Source organism: Niallia sp. FSL K6-0212 (assembly GCF_038007605.1).
GTDB lineage: Bacteria > Bacillota > Bacilli > Bacillales > Cytobacillaceae > Niallia > Niallia circulans.
Genome location: NZ_JBBOXL010000001.1, coordinates 523,097 through 545,737, shown reverse-complemented (window position 1 = coordinate 545,737; position 22,641 = coordinate 523,097). Strand labels below are relative to the sequence as shown.

Here is a 22,641-nt window from a genome sequence, read left to right as displayed (position 1 = left end):
GAAGTGCATTAAATGAAATTAAAGTATCAGATCATCATTGATGATATAAAAAGTAAAATTCTTTCTGGAGATTATCAGGTTGGAGAACAAATTCCTACTGAATCAATCTTGCAGGAAATGTATAAAGTTAGCCGTCATACGGTGCGAAAAGCAATCTTGGAATTGTCTAATGACGGATTTCTCCGAAGTGAAAAAGGATCTGGTACCTATGTAAGTAACTACTATCAATTAAAAGGGAATGGAAAATCCAAAAGGAAAACAATTGGTGTTATTACTACCTATATATCTGATTATATCTTCCCTTCCATTATTCGAGGAATTGAAAGTCGGTTAAATGCAGAAGATTATTCTTTATTATTAGCAAGCACAAACAATGATGTGGAACAAGAAAAGAAGGCATTAGAAATGATGCTGGCATTTGGAGTAGACGGTTTAATTGTTGAGCCGACAAAAAGTAATTTATACAATCCAAATATTGCTTACTATCTATCCTTTAAAGAGCAAGATGTTCCATTCATTATGGTCAATGCCTATTATGAAGAACTAGAAGTGCCATTCTTCTGTCTTGATGATGTGAAATCTAGCTATCTTGCAACAAATGAATTAATCGCAAAAGGGCATACAAAAATTGGCCTTATAGCAAAAATGGATGACTTACAAGGAAAGTTTCGTATGAAGGGATACATAAAAGCATTAGGAGAAGCAAAGCTGCGTTTTCAAGCAGAGCATGTTTATTCTTTTACAACCGAAACAAAGCCTGATTTAAATGTAAAATTAAAGGAATTTCTACAGGAAAACATGGATGGAATGACAGCGATTGTCTGCTATAACGATGAGGTAGCGTTAGAGGTTGTTCATGTATGCAGAAAACTGAACATCGCCATTCCAGACCAATTATCGATTATTGGTCAGGACAATTCCTATATGGCAAAAAACGCTAATATCAAGTTGACTACTTTAACACATCCGCAAGAAAAAATGGGACACGATGCAGCAGAATGGATCATTAAGAAACTACAAGGCAAAAAAGATTTGAAAAACGAAAACTATTATCAACCAGAACTCATCCAAGGAGAAACAGTGAAAGGTCTGATATAGGATGCAGAGTGGCGGTTTCCACGCAAAAAGGTTCCCCAGCCCTAAAGGAAAAGGACTGGGGGAATATATAAGTAATTAACCATTTTGGGGAAAGGGAGAGCTTTACTATATTTGCAAAATAAGCTATTTCGTTTTTAAAGTGATTAGTCCAATGCTCGGAGTATTGAATAATCGAAATGAAGCAAACCATGGACCAGTTACCCCTAACCCACCATTTACATATTGTGTATGATTTTTTACAGTATGAACCCCTGTTACATTTACCTTTCCTGGAAATAATCCATAATTCGGTGCATAGAGAGGACCGATAATTGGTAGTTTGAATTGGCCGCCATGTGTATGACCATTAATGCTCAAATCCCAATGTCTCCATTCTTTATCGGTATCCTTTAAAGAGGTTATCCGATAATCATGGAGTGTAGTGCTTTCTTTATCAATTTCTGTAGGGCGATGCGAGATTTCAATGGTGAAAGGCTCGTTCTGCTGTAGGTAACGAAGCTCAAATTCTTTCCTTGCTTCTATTAAGTGATAGGGGATTTTATCTGCCCCTACTTCATTTATTCCAGCATATGGATTGGTTTTTAACCAAATAGACTCATCACCTTTTTTTAGTTCCTGACCAGGATATAATGGCTTCACTCCATATTTCATAAATAATTTATAAAATGGGTTGCTTTTTGTCAGTGCTGCTGTACTATTATCAGCATCTTTGTCTCCTAAAATATAGTACATTTCTTTCTTTTGTGGCATTCCTTGTAATAGGTGTTCGAGTGGTTGTAAATTTTCTTCTTCGGAAATATAATCCCCTGTGAAAACAACTAAATCATATTGTTGCTTTTTTATTAAATGAATCAGCTTCTGCTGATCTTTTCCGAATTCCTTTCCTTTCAAATCAGAAATCTGTAAAATATTGAAATGGTCAAATGCTGCTGGCAAACGGTGGTTGACAATCGTTACCTTATCTACTACCACGCGATTGTTATCCCAAATAATTCCTATAATTAACAAGGTGAGTGCTGTCATTATAACCCAAAAAGGTTTTAGCTTTTTCATTTCAATTCTCCTATTGCCTGATTATTTTTTTGTAGCTTTTTTCTGTCAAAATAAAGAGAAATCCATAAATAATTATAAAAACAATGGCCGCAAAAAGACCACATCCTATCACCACAAGCCAGTCATCCATGGCTGCGATTCCTATTAATTTCATTACTAGTGGCAAAGCCATTGTAAGATGCAAGAGAGCGACTGCTAACGGGGCAAAAAACATAATCCAAGTTTGTTGCCGAATCGTTTTCGTCATTTCTCTATCGCTCATTCCGACCCTTTTCATAATGACAAAACGCGTACGATCATCGTAGCCTTCGGAAATCTGCTTATAAAAAATCATTAATGCTGTTTCCGCGAATAAAACAGTACTAATAAATATTCCGAGAAATAATAGGCCGCCAAATCGTACTAATAAAGATTCTTTATAAATGGATTTTGCTTCGACATAGATATTTTCGATGGATTCTGCCTCGTCAGTGATTGCGTGGGAAAGCTTATTCACTGCATCTGGATCTCCTTGTAAAGCGATGTCTTGGAAGCTTTCCGCAGAATCGGGCAATCCAATTTGGTTTGTGAATCTGCTGTTTAGTGGTGCAATAACATAAATCCATTTATTCTCCGGGTTAGTAGATAAGGAGGTGTCTATTGGAAGCTCTTCGATGAGTTTCTTCACTTTGAATTGGTGATCAGCTAAGTGAATACTTTGTAGTGGAGCTGTTTTCTCATTCCTTAAAAGCAGTACCTCATCATCAGCCAAGGAAACCTGTTGGTTTGTTAACCTGTTATAGTCGTTCAAGGGTAAAATAAACACAAAGTCGTCCTTCCCATCACCCGTTAGATCAGCAGCAAACTTTCCTCCTTGATAAGAAGTAATAGAGGTAATCTTGACTTTAAAAGCGTCTGCACTTTTTTCTATAAAGGTTTTCAGCTTTGTTTGTTCCGTATTGGATTCTCCACTGCTGCTAATTTTTATATCATACGGAAAACTGTTCGTTAGTATTGTGTTAATGCCCATATATAAAGAAAGTGTTATGGTCATAACCATCAATGTTCCAGTACTTAAAATCGTAATATTGGAGAGGCCAACTGCATTTTGTTTCATTCGATAAAGCATGGTAGAAATTAACGTGAAATTATTTTTGCTATAATAAAGGTTTTCCTTACTGCGCAGGGCTTTTAGCAGGGCAATACTAACAGCTATAAAAAGCAAATAGGTAGCTATCGTTACAAATCCGATAGCTAGCAGCATGGAATATAAGTCATCTTTCGGGTCTTTTACGGTAAAGGATAGAATATATCCAACTATTAAAAGCACTCCACCAAGCATAGCAGCTATTAATCTTGTTTTTGGCTCCTTTTCGCCAGCTTCGGCACCCTTCATTAAATCGATTATAGGAACGGAAAGGAGTTGTTTTTTATTAAATAAGTATAGGATAAAAAAGATAACAAAAAACGTAGCGATTGTTTTGAAACATGCTCCTAATGATATAGTGCTTACAGTCAAGGGAACATCCATGATGGCCGACATGGCTAATCCTGCCAATTTATTGAAAATAAGGCCTATTAATATACCACTCGTAATTGTTAAGCTTGCAATGATATTATTTTCTAGCAGCAATAGTCTTTGGATATGTTTTCTCTCAAGTCCCAATAAATGATAGAGGCCAAATTCCTTCTTCCGCCATTTCAAAATAAAGCTATTTGTGTACAGTAAGAAAAAGACAGAAAGAACCGTAAATAATAGACTGCCAAATTTCATAACGTCTATGGTGAAGTTCCCTCCGGAAATAGACTTTAATGTTTCGTCTGTCACTAAGTTATTGATGGTATAGTACAAAGAGATGATAACCGTGCAGGTTAGTAGATAGGGAAGGTACATTTTCCGATTTGTTGTAATGTTAGTTACAGCTAATTTGATAAAGACTTTTTTACCCATAAATGTCACCTCTAGCAGCTTTTGCTGCCTGTACTTCGAAGATTCTCTGTATCATATCTTCCTCGGAATGTGTTTTGCGAATTTCTTGTTCCATTTTTCCGTCCTTGATAAATAACACACGGCTTGCCTTACTTGCTGCATGAACGCTGTGTGTGACCATAATAATTGTTTGACCTTTTTCATGAAATAACTGAAATAAATCCAATAGCTCATCTGCGGAGCGAGAATCTAATGCCCCGGTTGGTTCATCTGCTAAAATTAAGCTTGGCGATGTGATAAGCGCCCTTGCGACAGCAGCTCTTTGTTTTTGTCCCCCAGATACTTCATAAGGGTACTTTTCTAAAATGGAGTCTATTCCTAATGTTTTCGCCAACGGCTTAAGTCTTTCTTTCATTTCTGCTACAGACTTATTGGCTAATACAAGCGGTAGAAAAATATTATCTTTTAGACTAAATTGATCGAGTAATTGAAAATCCTGAAAGACAAATCCTAAATGTTCTCTGCGGAATGCTGCCATTTCATCATTTTTGATTTGTTTATAATCTGTCCCGTGTAATATTACATGTCCTTCTGTGACATCCTCTAATGATGCTAATATATGGAGTAATGTTGACTTCCCTGAACCGGATTCCCCCATAATAGCAATATGCTCCCCTTTGTGAACAGTGAAGCTTATATCTGCCAATGCCTCTACCTTTGCGCCAAGCCGGGGTTTATAAACTTTTTTGACATTTTTCACTTGTAAAATTTCCATCATCATACCTCCAACAATAAAAAGCAGCTTATTATTTCGTACTTTAATCATACGGAATAATAAGCTGCTTTTTATTTGCTCTATCTAACAATTATCTTCTTTTTTTCTTCTAAAATTCTTACGAAATTCATACGGTGAGAGGGATGATGACTTTGAATAGAATATGTTGGTCTTCGCTTTTCGCCGTAATGGTACCATGATGTTGTTCGATAATTTGCTTAGCGATTGCTAATCCTAATCCTGTGCCGCCATTTCTAGAGGATCTAGAGGTATCCAAACGAAAGAATTGTTCAAAAATCCGATCTAATTTTTCTTGTTCGATTGGATAACTTTGATTGCTAAATTGAATCACAGCATTACCGTTATCCTGCGTAACGGAAACAATGATGCTGCTATTTTCCAAGCTATAATGCACAGCATTACTAAGGAGGTTATCAAATACTCGTTGAATCTTCTCTGTGTCACAAACGATTTCTACATCCTTGCTTCCGTCCAACTGATACGTTACATTTTTCCTTTTTAAGGCTGGCTGCAGCTCAAATAGTAACTGCTCGAGCATAAAGGAAATATTCACTTTGCTGTAATTTAACGAGACATTAGCTAAGTTAAAGCGGGTAATTTCGAAAAACTCATTGATTAAATCGTCTAACCGCTCTGCGTTATGGAGTGTAACTTGGATAAACTTTTGATGCATCTCATCTGAAATGCTTCTCTCATCCCGCAACAGTGTTAAATATCCGATAATGGAGGAAATAGGTGTTTTTAAGTCATGTGCTAAATAAACAATTAAATCATTTTTTCGCTGCTCAATTTCTTTCCTGGCCTGCTCCTTTTCCCGTAATGCTAATTGCAATCTTTCTATGCTCTCTTCCGTATCTTTTAATATGCCTGGTAGCGGGAAACGGTCTTTCTCTTGATCTTCTTCCAAGCTTATTGTCTCAAAATTTGCTGAAAGGGTAGCTAAATAAGCTATTAATTGTCTTCGCTGAAAATAAATAATAGCAATAATACAAAAGATAAAAAGTAGTGGAGCGAGGGTTAAAATTCGGTTACTAAGCCATTTTAGCGCGGTCCCTAACATCCCATTAAAGAGTTGCTCACTATCTGCTTTTAGGATGAGAACAGAGAGGAGGAATATAACCGCAAAGCAGAAAAGTGCAAGGATAAAAAAACGAATTCTTAAATAATGGCTAATTTGCTTTTGCTTTGCTTGTTTATTCAACTTTATACCCCACTCCCCAAACGGTTTTAATAAATTTCGGCTTTTTGACAGGCTCCTTGAGTTTTTCTCGCAGTCTCGCAATATGTGCCATAACCGTATTGTTGTTTTCTAAAAACTTCTCTCCCCAAACATTCTCAAACAGTTCTTCAGAGGGAATGACTTTGCCCTGATTTTCGGCTAAATACCACAGGATGGAAAACTCAATTGGAGTTAAATCGATTGGTTCCCCAAATAAAGAACAGGTGTGGGTTGCTTTGTTTATTTTTAATCCTCTAATATCATGCTCCTCGACCTGCTGTTTTCCTGTTTTTTCGTTGTAGCTCGTATAACGACGCAAAACAGTTTTCACTCTAGCCATTACCTCGAGAGGATTAAAAGGTTTCGTAATATAATCATCAGCACCAATTGTTAAACCGGTAATTTTATCGAAATCCTCTATTTTGGCTGTTAACATAATGATGGGATAGTAGTATTTTTCTCGAATTTTCTGGCATAATTCAAACCCATCGACATTAGGTACCATTACATCTAATATGGCTAGATCGTACTCTGTATTTTCAATATACTCTAAGGCAAGCTGCCCATCATGAACGGTTGTAACGATGTATCCTTCATTTCTTAAATATAGCTCTAATAATTTCGACAGATCCTCTTCATCTTCAACAAGTAGTATTTTTCGACTCATTTTCTATCTCCTTTTTGGTTTAAACATGATAAATGCTAGGGATGTGGAGTGGAAATATAAATTTACTATACCAAATAATAGGACGAGAGGGGAACTGTCCTTTTGCGTCTTTTTTTACTGAAAGTCTTTCCTAAAAGGGAAAGATAGTATTTAATAGAAATATGGGTAGATATGGGTGAATATACTAAACTATCCATTTTTGTTGTGTTCAAAAAAGAGGAGGAATGGCATGGGCTTTAAAGATGAATTAAAACATGAAATGCGGAATTTAAAAAAGGATATAGAGAAAGAGGTTCAAAAGAGTTGGACCGTTCATTATAAAGGACATGTGATAGAAGTGATCAATCAAATGAAAGAAGAGTTGCTTATCATTGACGGGATAACGGTAGCCCAAAATAAACGGAAATCAATACTATCGCATATTATTCCTTATACAAAGCTATCGGGAGTCCTCACTTTGGAAGATGGGAAAAAGCATAAAGTCTCTGTAAAAATTGGTGGCTACGTAAGTTTAAACTGCAGCATCAAAATTGATAATGAGACTGTTCTGCAGGAATCCGAAAAACTTGAATTTCTGCCCTGGGACCATAAAGAGAAAATAGTTCCGTTTATTCAACGACAAGTTCTAGAAAATAATAGAATAGTAGAAAATACTCTACCAGATGATACGTACTTTTTTGGAGAAGATAATCCACCATTGGAGCCAGGGTTATTTGATATAATCGTGAATGAACCGAAAACGCCATTTTTTGTGAGTAAGCTGATGAAGCTTTTTAAAGAACAGCTGGAACAACCCACTATAAAAACAAGAAAGGCGACATATGATCAAATTATTTTTGACCATATTGCCATCTATCGAGATGAGCTTCTTGACCAGTTAGGGCAAGCAGAATTGGATGAACACATGGCACAGCAAGAGGCATTATGGCTATTAGAGCATGCTGCACATAGAGATGTTGTTAAATTTGCTATTCTGGTTCTCGGGTTTACGAACTGTGAGGAATATCAGGAGCTCTTATATACAATCGGCTTGCACGATGAGTTTACCCCATATGCTATATTCGCTATAAGAAGCGGAGGGAAGGGAGTAAATGATCAAATATGGAAACTAGTTCAATCTGTCCAAGGGATTGGTAAAATGACAGCGATTGAGCTAGTGGAAGCGAAAACGCCAGAAATGAAGTATTGGCTGCTTACAAAAGGATGTGAAAATAGGAAATTTGCTGATTTCCTAGCGCATCGTTGTGCAGTAAAGGGAGAGCTAGATGTTGCGCTCTACGAAGTGAATATTTCCAAGGAGCTATACACGGGAGCGGCTATGATTATAGAAGGCTTATTAGACGATGAAAATCAAGACGGCATGGATCAATATCCTTACGCCAGTGCTGTAATGACTCGCTTCCTTCACCACGCCGCAACCCACTGTGAAAGCTTGGAGGATTTTTATCCGATAATGAAAATAAGCGAATTTGTTCATGCCGAAGATGACATTTGGGAAGAGCGATTAAATGGACAATGGAAGCCGCATGAACGCAGGGCAATTCAAGAAGCTGTTCAACCGTTCATAGACAACCCTAAATGGTCACAGCTGGCATTGGATGTATTACAATCGAGCGAGAAGGTAGATTTCCGAGCAATGGAGATAGCTCGATTCTATCAATTAGACATTACGGCACTATTATTTGAAAAGCTGAAGAAAGAGCCGACAAACAGTATATTGTATGGTGCTATCATGGAAACAAGGGATTTACAGTCTATTCAAGATCTTTGTGCCTTCGCAGAAACACATTTTTCTATATCCAGTTTATCGCTGGAAGAACAGTATTGTCTAGAGTATATTATTCAAGATTTACATGAATTTGAGGGTGTAGGGGCTCCATTAGTCCGTGCAGCACTGGAAACTAAAAATGAGAGCTTACGCTGGCAGGGATTAAGTGTGTTGGCAGAATGGTCCCCAGCTATAAGGCAGTTACCAGAAATACAACACAGCCTTAGAACTATAATCAGCACAACAAAAGATAAAGAAGAACGGAAATTGGCCAAGCAGTTGGTGAGATGAGAACAGCAGAGAGACGGTTCTAGTGAGGGATATCTTCATTAGAACCGTCTTTTTGCTTTTTTTTTTTAATGTTTTTTTCGGTAGTTTAAAGAAGAAATGCAATATTTTTTCTTGAAGATGCTTGAGAAGTATTGGCTGTATGTGAAGCCGCATTTTTCTGAAATTGTTTGAATGGTGTTATCTGTTTTTAATAGTAAGATTCTTGCTTGCTCTAACCGATAAGAATTTAAATACTCTAATGCGGTGAATTAATAAAATAGTTTCATGTATTTAGATATTGTATTTTCATGTATGTTAAAATGAGCGGTTAATGTATCGTTTGTTAGAGGAAGATGATCATTTTCTCGTAAAAACTGAACAACCTTTTCTGCGATCACATAGCTGCTATCTTTTGCAATTCCTTGAGATTCTAAGAGATTAATTAATGAAAAAAAGCTTAATTGGATATCCCAAAATGAAAGCTCTAAGGATTCGGTTTGTACAGATGTGTATACAAAGTATTTAAATGACATGCAGGAAATCCAGAGAGTTTCACTTCTGCCATTTGTTGAAAAGGAAGGAAGCAAGTATAAGCCTTCTCTTTTATTCGATGTGTTATGAGCTCATAAAATCACGATTGGAGTAAATCGAATCCAATCAGATAGCGTTGTGTTAAATGCAATGGAGCTAATTCAGAAAGTAATTGAAAATCGTTTGTCCATTTCGCTAGAGCTCTAGTTAGTCCATATTTTCGCCAGAAAAATTATGTGCATTGTTTAAGCACGTATAAAAGCTTATATAAAAATTGCAATAATAATATAAATGATAAAAAAGAAGTTCTAAAAATAAAATGAAAACACCATATTTTTTAATTGAAAAATAATAAAATGTTATAACATATAAGAAAGCGCTAACATTATATTTCGAATTCCTTATTGGTGTTTTTACCAATACAATCAATTAATTTGAAATTAGAAAGGACAGGATAACATGAAGCTAAATGTTATTAGATCTTCTTCTATTGAAAGGGCGTTTTTTCCTGGAATTTCTAAAACAGCAAGAACTACATATACTTTGATGGAATATAGTTAGTAAAAAATAAAAAAGGGAGTGATAATTGTATGTACAAACATCATCAAGATTCCATTAACAATTTCATTAATATATATAAAGATAATTTAGAAATCATAGCTGCCATTTTAGGAGGATCGGTTGCAAAAGGTAAAGAAAGAATAGATTCTGATGTAGATATCATGTTAATTGTTAGTGATGAGAAGTATGAGGAACTTACAAAACAAAATAGGCTTTCAGAAGTAATTACGGATAACTGCACTTATGAGAAGGGTTATTTTGACATAAAATACTTTACAAAAGATTATCTCATCCAAGCTTCTAAAGTTGGAAGTGAACCTACTCGAAATGCCTTCGTAGGAGCCCAATGTATATTTACCCATGATTCTGAAATAGTTGAGCTAATTAAGAAAATCCCTATTTATCCAGTCTGGGAAAAGGAAGAAAAAATAATATTATTTTACAGTGCTCTCATGCTAAATAACTTTTATTTTTGGGAACAGGCTATCATCACAAATAATGTCTATTTAAAAACAAGAGCGGCCACGGACATTGTTTTGTTTGGTTCAAGAATGTTACTAGCTTACAATGAGAAACTATTTCCTTGTCAAAAGGGATTAATTTCCACGCTCAGAGAACTGGATCAAAAACCGCAAGATATTGCAAATAAAGCCAATTTATTTTTACAAAAACTCGATGAAGATACAAAAAACGATTTTGTATTTTCTATCTTAAATTTTTGTGATTGGAATGTATCAAATGATACGGCAGCTATTTTGAGCAGATCGATTGATGATAATGAATTATGGTGGTATAAGAATCGCCCTGTTCTAGCAGAATGGTAATGAGATTTAAATAGAGTGATAGAGGAATATTAAACATACTGATATTATTACAAAATTGAATTTAGAGGTAATATTTACTTACACTAATTTAGAAGTCATCAATAAAAACTCATATGAAATGAAATTAACCTGGACGAATAAAGTTGTGGGAATTATGATGCTGTTTAAGTTTCGTTGCAGAACAAACAATAGGGGATGGGCTTTATCGTCCGAGCAGCATTCTTTCTTTGTTAATTGGGGTAAAAAGTTAAAATCAATTATAAGATTAATTAAATGAGGAGGAACATTTAATGACTATACTGAACCATAATGGCAATAATTCAAAAATTGATTTCCTAAACACAAAATTTATCGATAATCCATATCCAGCCTATGCTGAGATTCGTAAAAATGATCCGGTACATCGATTTCTATTGCCAAATGGACAATTTGCCTGGATTATATCAAGATATAAAGATGCCGCCAAACTGTTAGCTGACTCTCGTTTTGTTACAAATTATCCTGTCCACTCTTCTATTAAAGGAAATCTGCCTCCACACCAAGAAATAATTTCCAGAAACTTACTTAGTGTAGACCCGAAAGATCATCGCCGATTACGACGTTTAATCCAAAAGGCTTTCACACCAAAAATGGTTGAGAATCTTAGAGGAAGAATAGAGGAAATTGCAGAAGAGTTACTTTTTCAAGTTGAGCATAAACAAGAAATCAACTTGATAGAGGACTATGCCTTTCCGCTTCCTATTATTGTTATATGCGAAATGCTGGGTGTTCCCTTAAAAGATCAGGAAAAATTCAGGGAATGGTCGAATGTGATCATGGAAGGAGTTAGTAATCCAGAGCTTTCTCAAAAGACTGAAAACGCGATGATTTCCTTTATCCAGTATTTAGAGGAATTAATTGCCGAAAGAAGAAGGCATCTTCAAGATGACTTAATTAGTGATCTTCTGCGTGTGGAGGATGAAGGAGATGTATTAAGTGAAAATGAATTATATGCACTTGTTTTCGTTTTAATCATTGCCGGTCATGAAACAACTGTTAATCTTATTGGGAATGGTATTCTTGCCTTATTAGAACATCCTGAACAGAAAGAAAAATTAGTATCTCACCCTGAGCTTATTCATGGTGCAATTGAAGAAATATTGAGATATAACGGTCCTGCCGAAGTTAGCAATGTCCGTTTTGCAACAGAGGATGTCATCATTGAAGGAAAGCATATTAAAAAGGGGGATATGGTATTTATAGCATTAGCAGCTGCCAACCGTGACGATAATCACTTTATTGAACCAGATTCATTTGATATAACCCGTGAAGCTAATACCCATATCGCGTTTGGTAAAGGAGTTCATTTCTGTCTGGGAGCTCCACTCGCAAGACTGGAAGGTGAAATTGCGATTAATAAACTGCTGAAAAAAATACCGCAAATAAAATTAAAAGAGGATTTAAACACAATTGAATGGCGACCTGGGATTATTATTCGCGGAGCAAAAGAAATTCCGCTTACTTTTTGAAGTATATAATTGGAAAAAGTAATAAATACTATGCCTAAAAGATTTGGTTGCAATATGGGCTGCCAAATCTTTTAAGCAACAGTATTTCCAACATTACTATACTTATTAATGAAACAGTTCTTTATCGAATTGAATCTATTTTTTTGAGTTACTAAGGGAGGAGGATAAAACAGTGAACTTCATAAATCAGTAGTACTAACTATTTTCTTTCCCAACTGTTTTAGTTAAAATAGCAAATCCCTGACAATGTTGACTATACTCTTCTACACTTGGACCATCCTGATATAATCCATAAGCACCTCTACAGAATGTATTTATTGCCTTTTTAACTTTTAGAGGGCGCAGTAAATAACAGTTTGTCTGCAATAATTTCTGTCATAATATCCAAACATCCTTATATACCTCCATTATTATAAACAAAAGAAGAAGTGACTTTTTCTTTTCACGATAGAAATTCTTTCCTATTGACCAAAAAGTAATAAAGTGATAAAATTATTTCGAATTAAAGATATCTTAATTAATTATATTTTTATATAAATATCTCAATTTCGAGATAATTAATAGGAGGAAATAAATAATGAATGAGTTAAAAGGACTTCATCATATTACAGCAATTACAAGCAGTGCCGAAAAAATTTATGAGTTTTTTACCTATGTATTAGGGCTAAGATTAGTTAAGAAAACAGTAAATCAGGATGATATTCAAACCTACCATCTATATTTCACGGATGATGTCGGCAGTCCAGGTACGGATATGACATTTTTTGATTTTCCTGGAATACCAAAAGGAGTGCACGGCACAAATGAGATTTCCAAAACATCATTCCGAGTGCCGACAGATGCAGCTTTAGAATATTGGGTAAAACGCTTTGATAAGTATGAAGTGAAGCATAAAGGAATTCAAGAACAGTTTGGGAAAAAGACATTGTCATTCGTAGATTTTGATGACCAGCAATATCAACTGATTTCAGATGAAAAAAATGAAGGAGTTGCATCAGGGACTCCGTGGCAAAATGGACCAGTTCCATTAGAATTCGCGATTACAGGATTAGGACCAATATTTGTTCGGACTGCTTACTTGGATTACTTTAAGGAAGTATTAGAAAAAGTGTTTTTAATGAAAGAAGCTTCTCAAGAGGGTTCATTCCATCTATTTGAAATGGGTGAAGGAGGAAATGGTGCCCAAGTTATCGTAGAATTTAACACCATTCTTCCACAAGCAAGACAAGGGTTTGGTACCGTTCACCATGCTGCTTTCCGAGTAGAAGATCGTGGTGAATTAGATCAATGGCAAGAACGTTTGAGCAGTTTTAAATTGCCAAACTCCGGTTTTGTAGAGCGCTATTATTTTGGTTCTTTATATTCCAATGTTGCACCGCAAATCTTATTTGAATTAGCAACAGATGGGCCTGGATTTATGGGAGACGAGCCATATGAAACATTAGGAGAAAAATTATCCTTACCACCATTTCTCGAACCAAACCGTGAAAAAATTGAAAAGCTCGTAAGACCAATAAACACCGTGCGCAGTAATATAGAAATCAAGAAAGAATACTTGTAAAGCAAACAGAGGGATGGTTCTATAGAGGTTAATGACTTCAATAGAACCAGCCTTTTTTATATTTAGAATCATATATTTACTGTCCTCACAAGATCCATCACTCTGGCAAATAAGATTATCTTATACTATATTTAAATTTATAGTGTTTGAGGAAAGTAGGGTTAGTGTAATGAAAACGACGATTTATCAAGTGGCAGAGAAAGCTGGGGTTTCTATTTCTACTGTTTCGAAAGTTATAAATAATACGGGACGTATTAGTGAGGAAACGCGGAAAAAAGTCAAACGCATTATGAAGGAATTGAATTTCCAACCAAGTGTGGTCGCTTCTGCCTTAACGGGAAAGCAGACGAAAACAATTGGTTTTCTTATTTCTGATATATCCAATCCCTTTTATGCAGAAGTTGCGCGGAAAGTAGAAAATAGAAGTAGAGAACTTGGCTTTCATGTCATGATGTGCAGTACTGATAATGAAGAAGAAAAAGAAAAAAATTATTTATCCTTGTTAACTAGACAGCGTGTCGATGGATTAATTATAGCTTCTGAGTTTCATAATACGGATATATTGGCAGAAGTGATTGAAAATCAGCAATTGCCAGTTGTACTGATTGCTTCTGATATTCCTAAGCTTCCCATTCATTCCGTCAGAGTTGACGACTATCAGGGGAGTTATTTAGCCACTTCTCATTTAGTGCAGCTAGGACATCAGCGAATTGCCATGATAGCCGAGAAAATTAGAAGTAATCATCAACGGGTAGTAGGTTATAAAGATGTTTTAGGAGAATATGATCTCCCTTTATATGATGAATATGTTATCTATACAGAGGCTACTCATCAAAGGGGCTATGAAGCTGCGATGAAGCTTCTTTCATTGGAGAATAGACCAACAGCTATTTTTGCAAGTAATGATTTATTAGCAACAGGTATTATTAAAGCAGCGAAGAATTTAGACATAGAAGTTCCTAATAAACTTTCGGTGGTTGGCTTTGATAATACTATTTTATCAACGGTTATTACCCCGGCATTAACGACTATAGCACAGCCTGTTCAGGAAATGGCTTCGAAAGTAGTCGATTTGCTTATGGAAGAAATGGAGCAGCCAAGTAAATATAAACAGCGTCTACTATTTACTCCCGAATTAATCATTCGCGATTCTACGTTGTGATACGAAATGTAAAATGAGTTGACATCAAAGTTGCTCAATAGTTACTCAAATAATGAAAAAATCATGGGAACTTTTTTAATAAATCATGTTGCAATAAATGGGATTATCAGCTAAAATGAACCTAGCTGCAAAAGAAAGCGTTTTACCAAAAATTTTTTGGTATGACCAATCATCTATGTAACTACCAAATCTAAAGTAGAAAAAGGAGGGGATTTATAACTCTAATACTTTATGGTTGTATCTGTTCAATAATGAAGAACTAAGGGGATTCAAAGATTAAACAGTATATAGGGAGTGATTAGGTGAATAAAAAAACAAAATGTGCTGTTATGGGAATTGGCAGATTGGGATATTGGCATGCTGTAAATGCATCAACAAGAATTCAACATGTAGAAGTCGCTGCTATTTTTGATATTGATATAATCCGAGCGGAGAAAGTAGCAAGGGAGTTAGAGATTCCTAAATTCACTTCAAATGCAGAGGAGATATTTCAAGATGAGACGATAGAAGCCGTTATCATTGCTACGCCAACAAGTACCCATTTTGAATTTTTAAAGCAGGCTTCTTTTGCTAATAAAAAGATTTTTGTGGAAAAGCCATTGACCATTGATATACAGGAGGCAAAAGAGATTACTAGTTTAATTGATAAGAATCATACATATTGCCAATTAGGCTTTATGAGAAGATATGACCCGGCATACGCAGAAGCCAAAAAGAGGATACTTGCTGGAGATATTGGGAAACCGCTTTACTTCAAAGGCATATCAAGGGATCCAGATTGTCCTCACGAAAGCTTTATTCAGAACAGCGGCGGAATTTTTGTGGACGTCTCTATTCATGATTTTGATATAGCAAGATATTTATTAGCATCCGAAATCAGCAAGGTTTCCGCTAATGGGAAAGTAGTTAAATATCCTTTTGTGGAAAAATATAACGATATTGATCAAGCGCTTTCCTATATAGAGTTCGAATCAGGTGCAGCTGGCGATGTTGAAGCTAGCAGAAATGCTTACTATGGCTATGATATTCGCGCCGAAATTATTGGTTCAGAAGGAACCATAGTGGTAGGAGATAACTTACAGCAGCATAATCTTCATATCTTTACAAAGGCAGGTAAGACACATAATATTCTCCCTCATTTTCCAGAAAGATTCGCAGATGCTTACTATTTAGAATTAGATGATTTCTTTCGAGGCATTCGAGAAAATAAACATGCTTCCGTTACAGCTTACGACGGATTGAAAGCGCTTCAAATTTCTTATGCAGCAAGATCTTCTTATCTAACACAACAACCGGTCTCATTAGCAAAGGAAGAAAGTGCCATTGCAAATATAGATTAATTGGTTCAGCTCATCTTTATTGTCATTACTATAAAAAAAAATAATCGAGAATAGAGGGGTATATGCTATGAAAAAATTGGGTTTGTTGCTTACGATTATTGGTTTAGTAATTGCGATGGTGGGATGTGGCAAGAGTGCATCCGGAAGCGGGGAAGATGGAAGCGTTGCGGTTGTATTGAAAACATTGAGTAGTCCTTACTGGAAGTATGTAGAAGCAGGAGCGAAGGCAGCAGGAAAAGACTTAGGTGTGGATGTTACTATTGTGGGACCTGCTTCTGAGTCACAAATTATGGAACAAGTAAACATGATTGAGGATTCTTTAAACCAAGGGATAGGTTCACTTGTTGTATCTCCAACCCAACCAGATACTGTCGTACCAGTGTTAGAGCAAGCGAATGTGCCGGTCCTTTTTATTGATACGGACGCCGATTTTTCTGGAAAAACTTCTTTTATTGGTACAGATAATTTAACAGCAGGGAAAGAGGGCGGAAAACTGCTTGCTTCTTTCCTAAAAAAAGGAGATGAAGTTGCTCTGCTTGGTGGAGCGTTAGGAAATACAGCAATGGATCAACGTATTAAAGGTGCGAAAGAGTCTCTAGAAGAAGCAGGAATGGTTATTGTGGCTGAGCAGCCTGCAGATAGTGATAAAACAAAAGCTAATTCAGTAGTGGAAAATATTTTGCAAAATAATCCTAATATTAAAGGGATATTTTCGGCAAATGATGATATGGCAATAGGGGCGTTACGTGCGACAGAGTCGAAGGGAATTAAACTTCCGATTATTGGAACAGATGGAACTGCTGAAGCAATTCAATCGATTATAGATGGAGATTTAGCTGGATCTATTGCCCAAAATCCATATGAAATGGGCTATAAAGGGGTAGAAAATGCTGTTAAAGCAATGAAGGGGGAAAAAGTAGAATCAAGAATCGATAGTGGAATTGATATCATTACGTCTGACAATGCGCAGGAGAAATTAGATTTCCTTGAAGGAATCGCAAAATAATGAAAGTAACTATATGAGTTCTACTGTCTATTTGAGGATGAATTCGTATAAATGTTCTTTATAACAGATATCTTCGTAACTAGAAAACATGGAAATAGAAGCTTAGAAAGGAGAACAAGTATGGAAGATGGGAAACAATTGCTTGTGATGAAAGGGATTAAAAAAAGCTTCTCAAATAATCATGTCCTAAAAGGGATTGATCTCGAAATAAAGGCGGGAGAAGTCCATGTTCTATTAGGAGAAAATGGTGCCGGAAAATCAACATTAATTAAAATTTTGACTGGTGCATATGAGAAAGATGGCGGAGAAATATATTGGGAGAATCAATTAGTCTCCATCAATTCCCCTGTCGATTCTATGAAGATAGGCATTGCCACGATTTATCAAGAGTTAAACGTTATCCCACAGCTTAAAGTATATGAAAACATTTTTTTAGGGAGAGAATTGAAAAACAAGGGAAAATTATCTTTTTTAAATCGAAAAAGCATGCATGAAAAAGCGAAGGAATATTTACGAATGCTTGGGCAGGACCCATCGATTGCGGATAAAGAATTAAGTGAATTAGGAATGGGGCAGCAGCAACTTGTTGAAATTGCGAAGGCCCTAACTTTGGATGCAAAATTACTCATTATGGATGAGCCAACATCGAGTTTAAGCGGGGCAGAAGTAGAACAATTATATGATACAGTTGAGAATTTAACGAAAAAGGGAATGGCAATCGTTTTTATATCCCATCGCTTGGAAGAAATTAAGCGAATAGGGGATCGAGTAACCATTTTAAGAGATGGCTATAAAATTGAGACATTGCCTGTAAAAACAACTAGTAGCGATCAATGGATTGAGTTAATGGTTGGAAGGTCATTAGATGAAAAATATCCGAAGAAGAATTTTCCATTAGGAAAGGAGGGGTTCCGAGTTGAAAATTTAACAGTGAAAGGGACTCTTCATCCAATAAATTTTCATGTTAATCACGGAGAAATTGTTGGATTTTCTGGTTTGGTGGGTGCGGGCAGAACAGAACTTGCGAGGGCGATCTTTGCAGCCGATCCAAAAGATGGGGGGAAGATTTTTGTAGAAGGAAAAGAAGTTTCCATCCGAACACCGAGAGATGCTATCAATGCAGGAATTGCCTTTATTACAGAAGATCGTAAAAGTGAAGGCTTGCTATTGGATCAGCCGCTTGATTTTAATATCGCATTAGCTAATATGAAGGGCTTTCAAGGAAAAAAATCAAAGTTGATCAATCTTCAGCAAATTAGAAATGTGGCCAATTCATATATTCAAGAGCTTCAGGTCAGGCCGAATAATGTGGAGCTAAATGCAAGAAAACTAAGTGGAGGAAACCAGCAAAAAGTTGTGATTGCAAAATGGCTGGAAACGAAAGCAAAGGTGTTTATTTTTGATGAGCCAACGAGAGGGATTGATGTTGGAGCGAAGGTAGAAGTATATCGGTTAATGAATCAGCTGGTAGAAAACGGTGCGACTGTGATAATGATATCTTCAGATTTACCTGAAATTCTTGGTATGTGTGACCGTATTATTGTCATGCATGAAGGAAAGATAACTGCTACTTTAGATCGAACAGAAGCGACACAAGAAACGATTATGAAAGCAGCTACAGGAGGGTGATAGTATGTCAAAAGCAGCGATAAATGATGTGCAGGCAGAAATTAAGGCCCAGGAAAGAAAAAAATCATTCCGATATTATTTAGATAAATTTGGTGCGGTTATTGGCTTAGTTGTACTAAGCATTATTTTAACGTTTTTATCCGATCGATTTTTGACACTAAATAACTTAATGAATATTGCTCGTCAATCTTCTATTAATGCTTTACTAGGACTCGGGATGCTGCTGCCGATCTTAACAGCGGGCATTGATTTATCTGTTGGGTCTATTCTTGCTATATCCATTATGGTAATGGGAGTCGTGGTTGTGAATATGGGAGTTCCTCCTGTAGTTGGAATTTTAGTATGTTTATTAGTGGGGGGATTTTTTGGCTGGCTAAACGGAATTATGCTGACAAAGCTGCGTTTACCACATCCGTTTATATCCACTTTAGGAACAATGAATATAGCGAGAGGGTTAGCCCTTATTATCACAGCAGCAGCTCCAATCGCTGGTTTTCCTTATTTGATTCAATTTTTGGGGAGAGAGTTTGTCGGTCCTATTCCGGTTAGTTTCGTATTGGTTCTTATTATGTATGTTATCTTCCATCTTTTCTTAACCCGTACGAAAACAGGAAGATATATTTATGCAATTGGCGGTAATAAGGAAGCTGCACACTTATCAGGAATTAATGTAAACAGAGTCCTAATCATTGTTTATTCCATAAGTGGCTTTATGGCCGCACTTGCAGGATTAGTAATGGTGGGGCGAGTAAATTCTGCCTTTCCACTTGCAGGCCTTTCGTATGAATTAGATGCTATTGCAGCAGTAATTATAGGCGGCGCCAGCTTCTTTGGTGGAGTTGGAACCGTATGGGGAACCTTAATTGGAGCCATGATTATAGCCGTTCTCCGCAATGGATTAAACCTCTTGAACGTATCAGCAGACTTTCAAATGACCGTAATTGGGGTGGTTATTATAGCAGCAGTATTCGTAGATGTTATCAGACAAAGAAGATCAAAAAAAGATTAAAGGAAATGAAGGGAGGGTTCTTGTAGAGTTGAATCCTTCTCACAAGAACCGTCCCTGTGCTTGCCCTTTATAGATAGGGAACTTTTCTAGGCTGATAAGAAATAGTTTCTGCTGAATAGATCTCTATGAGTAAATGATGTCCTAACATTTTGGCTTGAATAAGGACGGGAAGTTCGTAGTTATTTTCAAAAACAAAATCTGGTCCGTCCCAGCTGACGGTGGCATCTCGCTTGGGCGGAACATAAGAGATTTTTCTACTATGTGAATATCGTTGAATGATATTTAATCCCGCATTATCTACAGCATTAAAAAGGGTAGAGGAAACTTGGCAAATTCCACCGCCAATATCTTCTGAAAATTTCCCATGAATAATTACAGGAGCCTGTAAATATCCCTTTTCCACAGTCCTTTTCCCAACAATTTGATTAAAGGAAAATTTTTCATTTGGAAAAATGACACTGTTATTAATCGCTTCTGTAGCTAGGGAAATATTCATGCTCCGTTCTTTATTTCCCTTGTTAAAAGATGTTATATATCTGCCTATTTTTTTGCGGCGAATACTTTCTAACAATTCACTATCTACCTTAGGATAAATCACTTCTAGGGGGTACCCTTTGTTACTAGAAGTATCATTAAAATAATGTGCATACATTTGCTCTATAAATTTAACTCGATGCAGACGATAACCAACTTCTTCAGGGACAATCCCTCCATATTTATTGACGGCAGCATCTTTTGGTGCGATATACACTTTTTTATCTATTTCATCCATTACTTTATTGAACTCATCTGTATGGATAACAGGTAAACCAGGGGACTTCCATAAAAAATTTTCTTCTTTCTTAACTTTAGGTTGTGATATACTTTCTGTTGCTTTAATAAAATCACCTGATAAAAGTACAGAATGAGAAAATAGCAGCACTCCGAGTAAAAAATGAACATACATAAGAAATACCTCCGTAAAGATCTCCGTTATTCATTAATATGTGTTTGTTTTTTTATTTAATGTACTTAATTGTAATTTTAATGAGGTAGTAGAGGTATTCACTTGGAAAGTGCGAAGATTGTAAAGAAGCAGAGAGACATTTTTGGATGCTGCTTTGGCTGATAGTCTCTCTACTTTGGCTGATAAGTCCTCGAGTTTGGCTGATAAACCCCCGAGTTTGGCTGATAAGTCCTCGAGTTTGGCTGATAAACCCTCGAGTTTGGCTGATAAGCCCTCGAGTTTGGCTGATATCCACCTGTTTTTGTGAGGCTATGACTTCACAATAACCGTTTTTCTATCTATCTTTTTTAATAATGGTGTACGCACCGCTAAACATGGCCATTAGCAGTCCAGCTATTGGGAAGATAATCCAATTGATATGCCAGTTTCCATACACGATGCCAGTAATTAAGAAAATGACAACAGCTAGTGGCCAGATAACCGCTGCAAAGGCACCGATTACTTTATCCTCTTTTTCTTTTTCGAAGGAATAGTCTTCAACTTTTAACAGCTTTTCATATGCATCTTTTTTGCCGCCACTAATAATAAATAGATATACTGCTATTGCAATAAAGGCTAATAAAAGACAGACCCCATAAACCGCTGCTTGATCACTGATACCAGAGGTTACTAGTATTGCAATTGGGGATAAAATACATAATGCTACACCGATAGTTACGGAACGAAAAAAGATTGGCTGATAAGCATCTTTTTCTGCCGTTATTTTCTTTTTTAAAGGAATGGAAAGCTCAAAACTAGCTGTTTTTTCCATAAATTTATATTTTTCTAACAGCTGGCCACTATAAATGAATAAACTAACAGCGATTGCTACGAATAAAAGTAATTGAGCAACACCGATTAAAGTGGCTGTGTTTTCGGTTATGCCGTTCAGCAATCCTTGATCATACATTTGAAGGCTGAGAATTAGCAGGGCGGAACCAAGTATACACAGCATCACACCGATACCGATAAAATTCATTGCCTTTGCTGTTTTTTGTAAAAAAGTTGTTACTTCTTCTTCAGTAAGTTGGCGTTCTAATGATGTTTCCTCGGTTAAGGGAAGATCAAGCTCACTTAACAGTTCATCCATATTACCAAATTCAGAGATGACAATCCCAATTGCTTCATGTTCCATTTTTCCAGCCTTTTTTAATTCATTATATTTATCCTCCATATTTGAGAGCATTTCTTGTTTCAGTGTTTCCATTTCTAAAGTTTTTGGTAAGCTGGCAAAGACATTGTCTAAATAATTTATAATGCTATTCATTATATCCCTCCTTAATAAATAAGTTAATTACTTCCTGGGTTACGAACCATTCTTGGCATTTTTCCTGATAATATTTTCTGCCTTCTGACGTTATGGTGTAATAAGTTCTTCTTTTTCCAAATTCTCCTTCTTTGTAATAGGAATGAATATAGTTATTTTTGATTAATCGATTAAACGCAGAATAAAGGGTTGTTTCTTTAATAATGTATTTTTCGTTAGTTAATGTTCGTATATCTTTTGAAATTTCATAACCATAAGAATCCTTTTCTAATAGTAAAAAAAGAATGATGGTGTCATTATATCCGCGAATGACATCACTGCTAATCAAAAAATCACCCCTTCCAAATACTTCATCTATCATACTATGTCTGTCGTAGTAATTATACTTTACCATATATACTACGACAGGTGAAGTAAAAATGTTAAAAATTTCTGATTTCCCTTTCTTTACATAAATTTTATGTTTATTAATACTTGC

General features: G+C 36.0%; 19 protein-coding genes and 1 pseudogene. 10 read left to right on the top strand and 10 right to left on the bottom strand.

Features of this window, described 5'->3' with window-relative positions:
• The first annotated feature begins 12 nt into the window (after window positions 1-12).
• Window positions 13-1,098 carry a GntR family transcriptional regulator gene (locus tag MHH96_RS02420; protein WP_095320877.1) on the top strand — a complete coding sequence of 362 codons (1,086 nt, stop codon included), beginning with the start codon at window positions 13-15 and terminating at the stop codon, window positions 1,096-1,098.
• 123 nt (window positions 1,099-1,221) lie between these two features.
• Here the strand turns inward: MHH96_RS02420 and MHH96_RS02415 are convergent, their stop codons facing one another.
• The 5 genes from MHH96_RS02415 to vanR form a co-directional block, all read right to left on the bottom strand.
• Window positions 1,222-2,151 (bottom strand): metallophosphoesterase, encoded by a 930-nt coding sequence (locus MHH96_RS02415; protein ID WP_047942120.1) that lies wholly within the window; start codon window positions 2,149-2,151, stop codon window positions 1,222-1,224.
• 10 nt (window positions 2,152-2,161) lie between these two features.
• Complete coding sequence (locus MHH96_RS02410) at window positions 2,162-4,081, bottom strand: FtsX-like permease family protein (protein ID WP_047942121.1); 1,920 nt, start codon at window positions 4,079-4,081, stop codon at window positions 2,162-2,164.
• Window positions 4,074-4,835 (bottom strand): ABC transporter ATP-binding protein, encoded by a 762-nt coding sequence (locus tag MHH96_RS02405; RefSeq protein ID WP_047942122.1) that lies wholly within the window; start codon window positions 4,833-4,835, stop codon window positions 4,074-4,076. Before MHH96_RS02405 ends, MHH96_RS02410 begins: the two co-directional genes overlap by 8 nt.
• Before the next feature lie 127 nt (window positions 4,836-4,962).
• On the bottom strand, window positions 4,963-6,057 hold the full coding sequence (locus tag MHH96_RS02400; RefSeq protein WP_082138317.1) for a sensor histidine kinase: 1,095 nt from the start codon (window positions 6,055-6,057) through the stop codon (window positions 4,963-4,965).
• Complete coding sequence (gene vanR, locus MHH96_RS02395; protein WP_047942123.1) at window positions 6,050-6,742, bottom strand: VanR-ABDEGLN family response regulator transcription factor; 693 nt, start codon at window positions 6,740-6,742, stop codon at window positions 6,050-6,052. The genes MHH96_RS02400 and vanR overlap by 8 nt, the downstream gene beginning before the upstream one ends.
• A 229-nt stretch (window positions 6,743-6,971) precedes the next feature.
• Here vanR and MHH96_RS02390 point away from each other — a divergent pair, with 229 nt between their 5' ends.
• The gene (locus MHH96_RS02390) at window positions 6,972-8,801 is read left to right on the top strand and encodes a hypothetical protein (RefSeq protein WP_061798158.1); all 1,830 of its coding nucleotides are present in this window, start codon (window positions 6,972-6,974) and stop codon (window positions 8,799-8,801) included.
• 65 nt (window positions 8,802-8,866) lie between these two features.
• On the opposite strand, the pseudogene MHH96_RS25580 reads toward MHH96_RS02390, so the two are convergent.
• Together MHH96_RS25580 and MHH96_RS02385 are read right to left on the bottom strand one after the other, a co-directional pair.
• Window positions 8,867-9,034, bottom strand: a pseudogene (locus MHH96_RS25580) (helix-turn-helix domain-containing protein); the annotation flags it as partial.
• Between the two features lie 15 nt (window positions 9,035-9,049).
• A complete protein-coding gene (locus MHH96_RS02385; protein WP_141231683.1) occupies window positions 9,050-9,313 on the bottom strand; it encodes a hypothetical protein in 264 nt (87 codons plus the stop codon).
• A gap of 588 nt (window positions 9,314-9,901) precedes the next feature.
• On the opposite strand from MHH96_RS02385, the gene MHH96_RS02380 reads away from it, so the two are divergent.
• The 8 genes from MHH96_RS02380 (at window position 9,902) to MHH96_RS02345 (ending at window position 19,911) form a co-directional block, all read left to right on the top strand.
• Complete coding sequence (locus tag MHH96_RS02380) at window positions 9,902-10,696, top strand: nucleotidyltransferase domain-containing protein (RefSeq protein WP_341116558.1); 795 nt, start codon at window positions 9,902-9,904, stop codon at window positions 10,694-10,696.
• Window positions 10,697-10,986: 290 nt separating this feature from the next.
• The gene (locus MHH96_RS02375; RefSeq protein ID WP_047942129.1) at window positions 10,987-12,204 is read left to right on the top strand and encodes a cytochrome P450 family protein; all 1,218 of its coding nucleotides are present in this window, start codon (window positions 10,987-10,989) and stop codon (window positions 12,202-12,204) included.
• 577 nt (window positions 12,205-12,781) lie between these two features.
• The gene (locus MHH96_RS02370) at window positions 12,782-13,765 is read left to right on the top strand and encodes a ring-cleaving dioxygenase (protein WP_047942130.1); all 984 of its coding nucleotides are present in this window, start codon (window positions 12,782-12,784) and stop codon (window positions 13,763-13,765) included.
• A gap of 169 nt (window positions 13,766-13,934) precedes the next feature.
• Window positions 13,935-14,927 (top strand): LacI family DNA-binding transcriptional regulator, encoded by a 993-nt coding sequence (locus MHH96_RS02365; RefSeq protein WP_047942131.1) that lies wholly within the window; start codon window positions 13,935-13,937, stop codon window positions 14,925-14,927.
• A gap of 302 nt (window positions 14,928-15,229) precedes the next feature.
• Window positions 15,230-16,267, top strand: coding sequence for a Gfo/Idh/MocA family oxidoreductase (locus MHH96_RS02360; protein ID WP_173427264.1), 1,038 nt, complete (start codon window positions 15,230-15,232; stop codon window positions 16,265-16,267).
• Between the two features lie 67 nt (window positions 16,268-16,334).
• On the top strand, window positions 16,335-17,273 hold the full coding sequence (locus MHH96_RS02355) for a sugar ABC transporter substrate-binding protein (RefSeq protein ID WP_251689147.1): 939 nt from the start codon (window positions 16,335-16,337) through the stop codon (window positions 17,271-17,273).
• A 120-nt stretch (window positions 17,274-17,393) separates the two neighbouring features.
• Window positions 17,394-18,902, top strand: coding sequence for a sugar ABC transporter ATP-binding protein (locus MHH96_RS02350; protein WP_047942134.1), 1,509 nt, complete (start codon window positions 17,394-17,396; stop codon window positions 18,900-18,902).
• A 4-nt stretch (window positions 18,903-18,906) separates the two neighbouring features.
• A complete protein-coding gene (locus tag MHH96_RS02345) occupies window positions 18,907-19,911 on the top strand; it encodes an ABC transporter permease (protein WP_061798146.1) in 1,005 nt (334 codons plus the stop codon).
• A gap of 67 nt (window positions 19,912-19,978) precedes the next feature.
• On the opposite strand, the gene MHH96_RS02340 is transcribed toward MHH96_RS02345, so the two are convergent.
• The 3 genes from MHH96_RS02340 to MHH96_RS02330 form a co-directional block, all read right to left on the bottom strand.
• A complete protein-coding gene (locus MHH96_RS02340; RefSeq protein ID WP_341116553.1) occupies window positions 19,979-20,857 on the bottom strand; it encodes a VanW family protein in 879 nt (292 codons plus the stop codon).
• Between the two features lie 334 nt (window positions 20,858-21,191).
• Window positions 21,192-22,163 (bottom strand): permease prefix domain 1-containing protein, encoded by a 972-nt coding sequence (locus MHH96_RS02335; protein WP_047944477.1) that lies wholly within the window; start codon window positions 22,161-22,163, stop codon window positions 21,192-21,194.
• Window positions 22,156-22,491 (bottom strand): PadR family transcriptional regulator, encoded by a 336-nt coding sequence (locus MHH96_RS02330; RefSeq protein ID WP_047944476.1) that lies wholly within the window; start codon window positions 22,489-22,491, stop codon window positions 22,156-22,158. The genes MHH96_RS02335 and MHH96_RS02330 overlap by 8 nt, the downstream gene beginning before the upstream one ends.
• Window positions 22,492-22,641 lie beyond the last annotated feature (150 nt).

Coding starts and splice junctions, on each gene's coding strand:
- MHH96_RS02370 (WP_047942130.1), top strand. CDS start 12,782: ATGAATGAGTTAAAAGGACTTCATCATATTACAGCAATTACAAGCAGT.
- MHH96_RS02345 (WP_061798146.1), top strand. CDS start 18,907: ATGTCAAAAGCAGCGATAAATGATGTGCAGGCAGAAATTAAGGCCCAG.
- MHH96_RS02405 (WP_047942122.1), bottom strand. CDS start 4,835: ATGGAAATTTTACAAGTGAAAAATGTCAAAAAAGTTTATAAACCCCGG.
- MHH96_RS02350 (WP_047942134.1), top strand. CDS start 17,394: ATGGAAGATGGGAAACAATTGCTTGTGATGAAAGGGATTAAAAAAAGC.
- MHH96_RS02335 (WP_047944477.1), bottom strand. CDS start 22,163: ATGAATAGCATTATAAATTATTTAGACAATGTCTTTGCCAGCTTACCA.
- MHH96_RS02355 (WP_251689147.1), top strand. CDS start 16,335: ATGAAAAAATTGGGTTTGTTGCTTACGATTATTGGTTTAGTAATTGCG.
- MHH96_RS02375 (WP_047942129.1), top strand. CDS start 10,987: ATGACTATACTGAACCATAATGGCAATAATTCAAAAATTGATTTCCTA.
- MHH96_RS02410 (WP_047942121.1), bottom strand. CDS start 4,081: ATGGGTAAAAAAGTCTTTATCAAATTAGCTGTAACTAACATTACAACA.
- MHH96_RS02390 (WP_061798158.1), top strand. CDS start 6,972: ATGGGCTTTAAAGATGAATTAAAACATGAAATGCGGAATTTAAAAAAG.
- vanR (WP_047942123.1), bottom strand. CDS start 6,742: ATGAGTCGAAAAATACTACTTGTTGAAGATGAAGAGGATCTGTCGAAA.
- MHH96_RS02385 (WP_141231683.1), bottom strand. CDS start 9,313: ATGTCATTTAAATACTTTGTATACACATCTGTACAAACCGAATCCTTA.
- MHH96_RS02420 (WP_095320877.1), top strand. CDS start 13: ATGAAATTAAAGTATCAGATCATCATTGATGATATAAAAAGTAAAATT.
- MHH96_RS02365 (WP_047942131.1), top strand. CDS start 13,935: ATGAAAACGACGATTTATCAAGTGGCAGAGAAAGCTGGGGTTTCTATT.
- MHH96_RS02340 (WP_341116553.1), bottom strand. CDS start 20,857: ATGTATGTTCATTTTTTACTCGGAGTGCTGCTATTTTCTCATTCTGTA.
- MHH96_RS02415 (WP_047942120.1), bottom strand. CDS start 2,151: ATGAAAAAGCTAAAACCTTTTTGGGTTATAATGACAGCACTCACCTTG.
- MHH96_RS02380 (WP_341116558.1), top strand. CDS start 9,902: ATGTACAAACATCATCAAGATTCCATTAACAATTTCATTAATATATAT.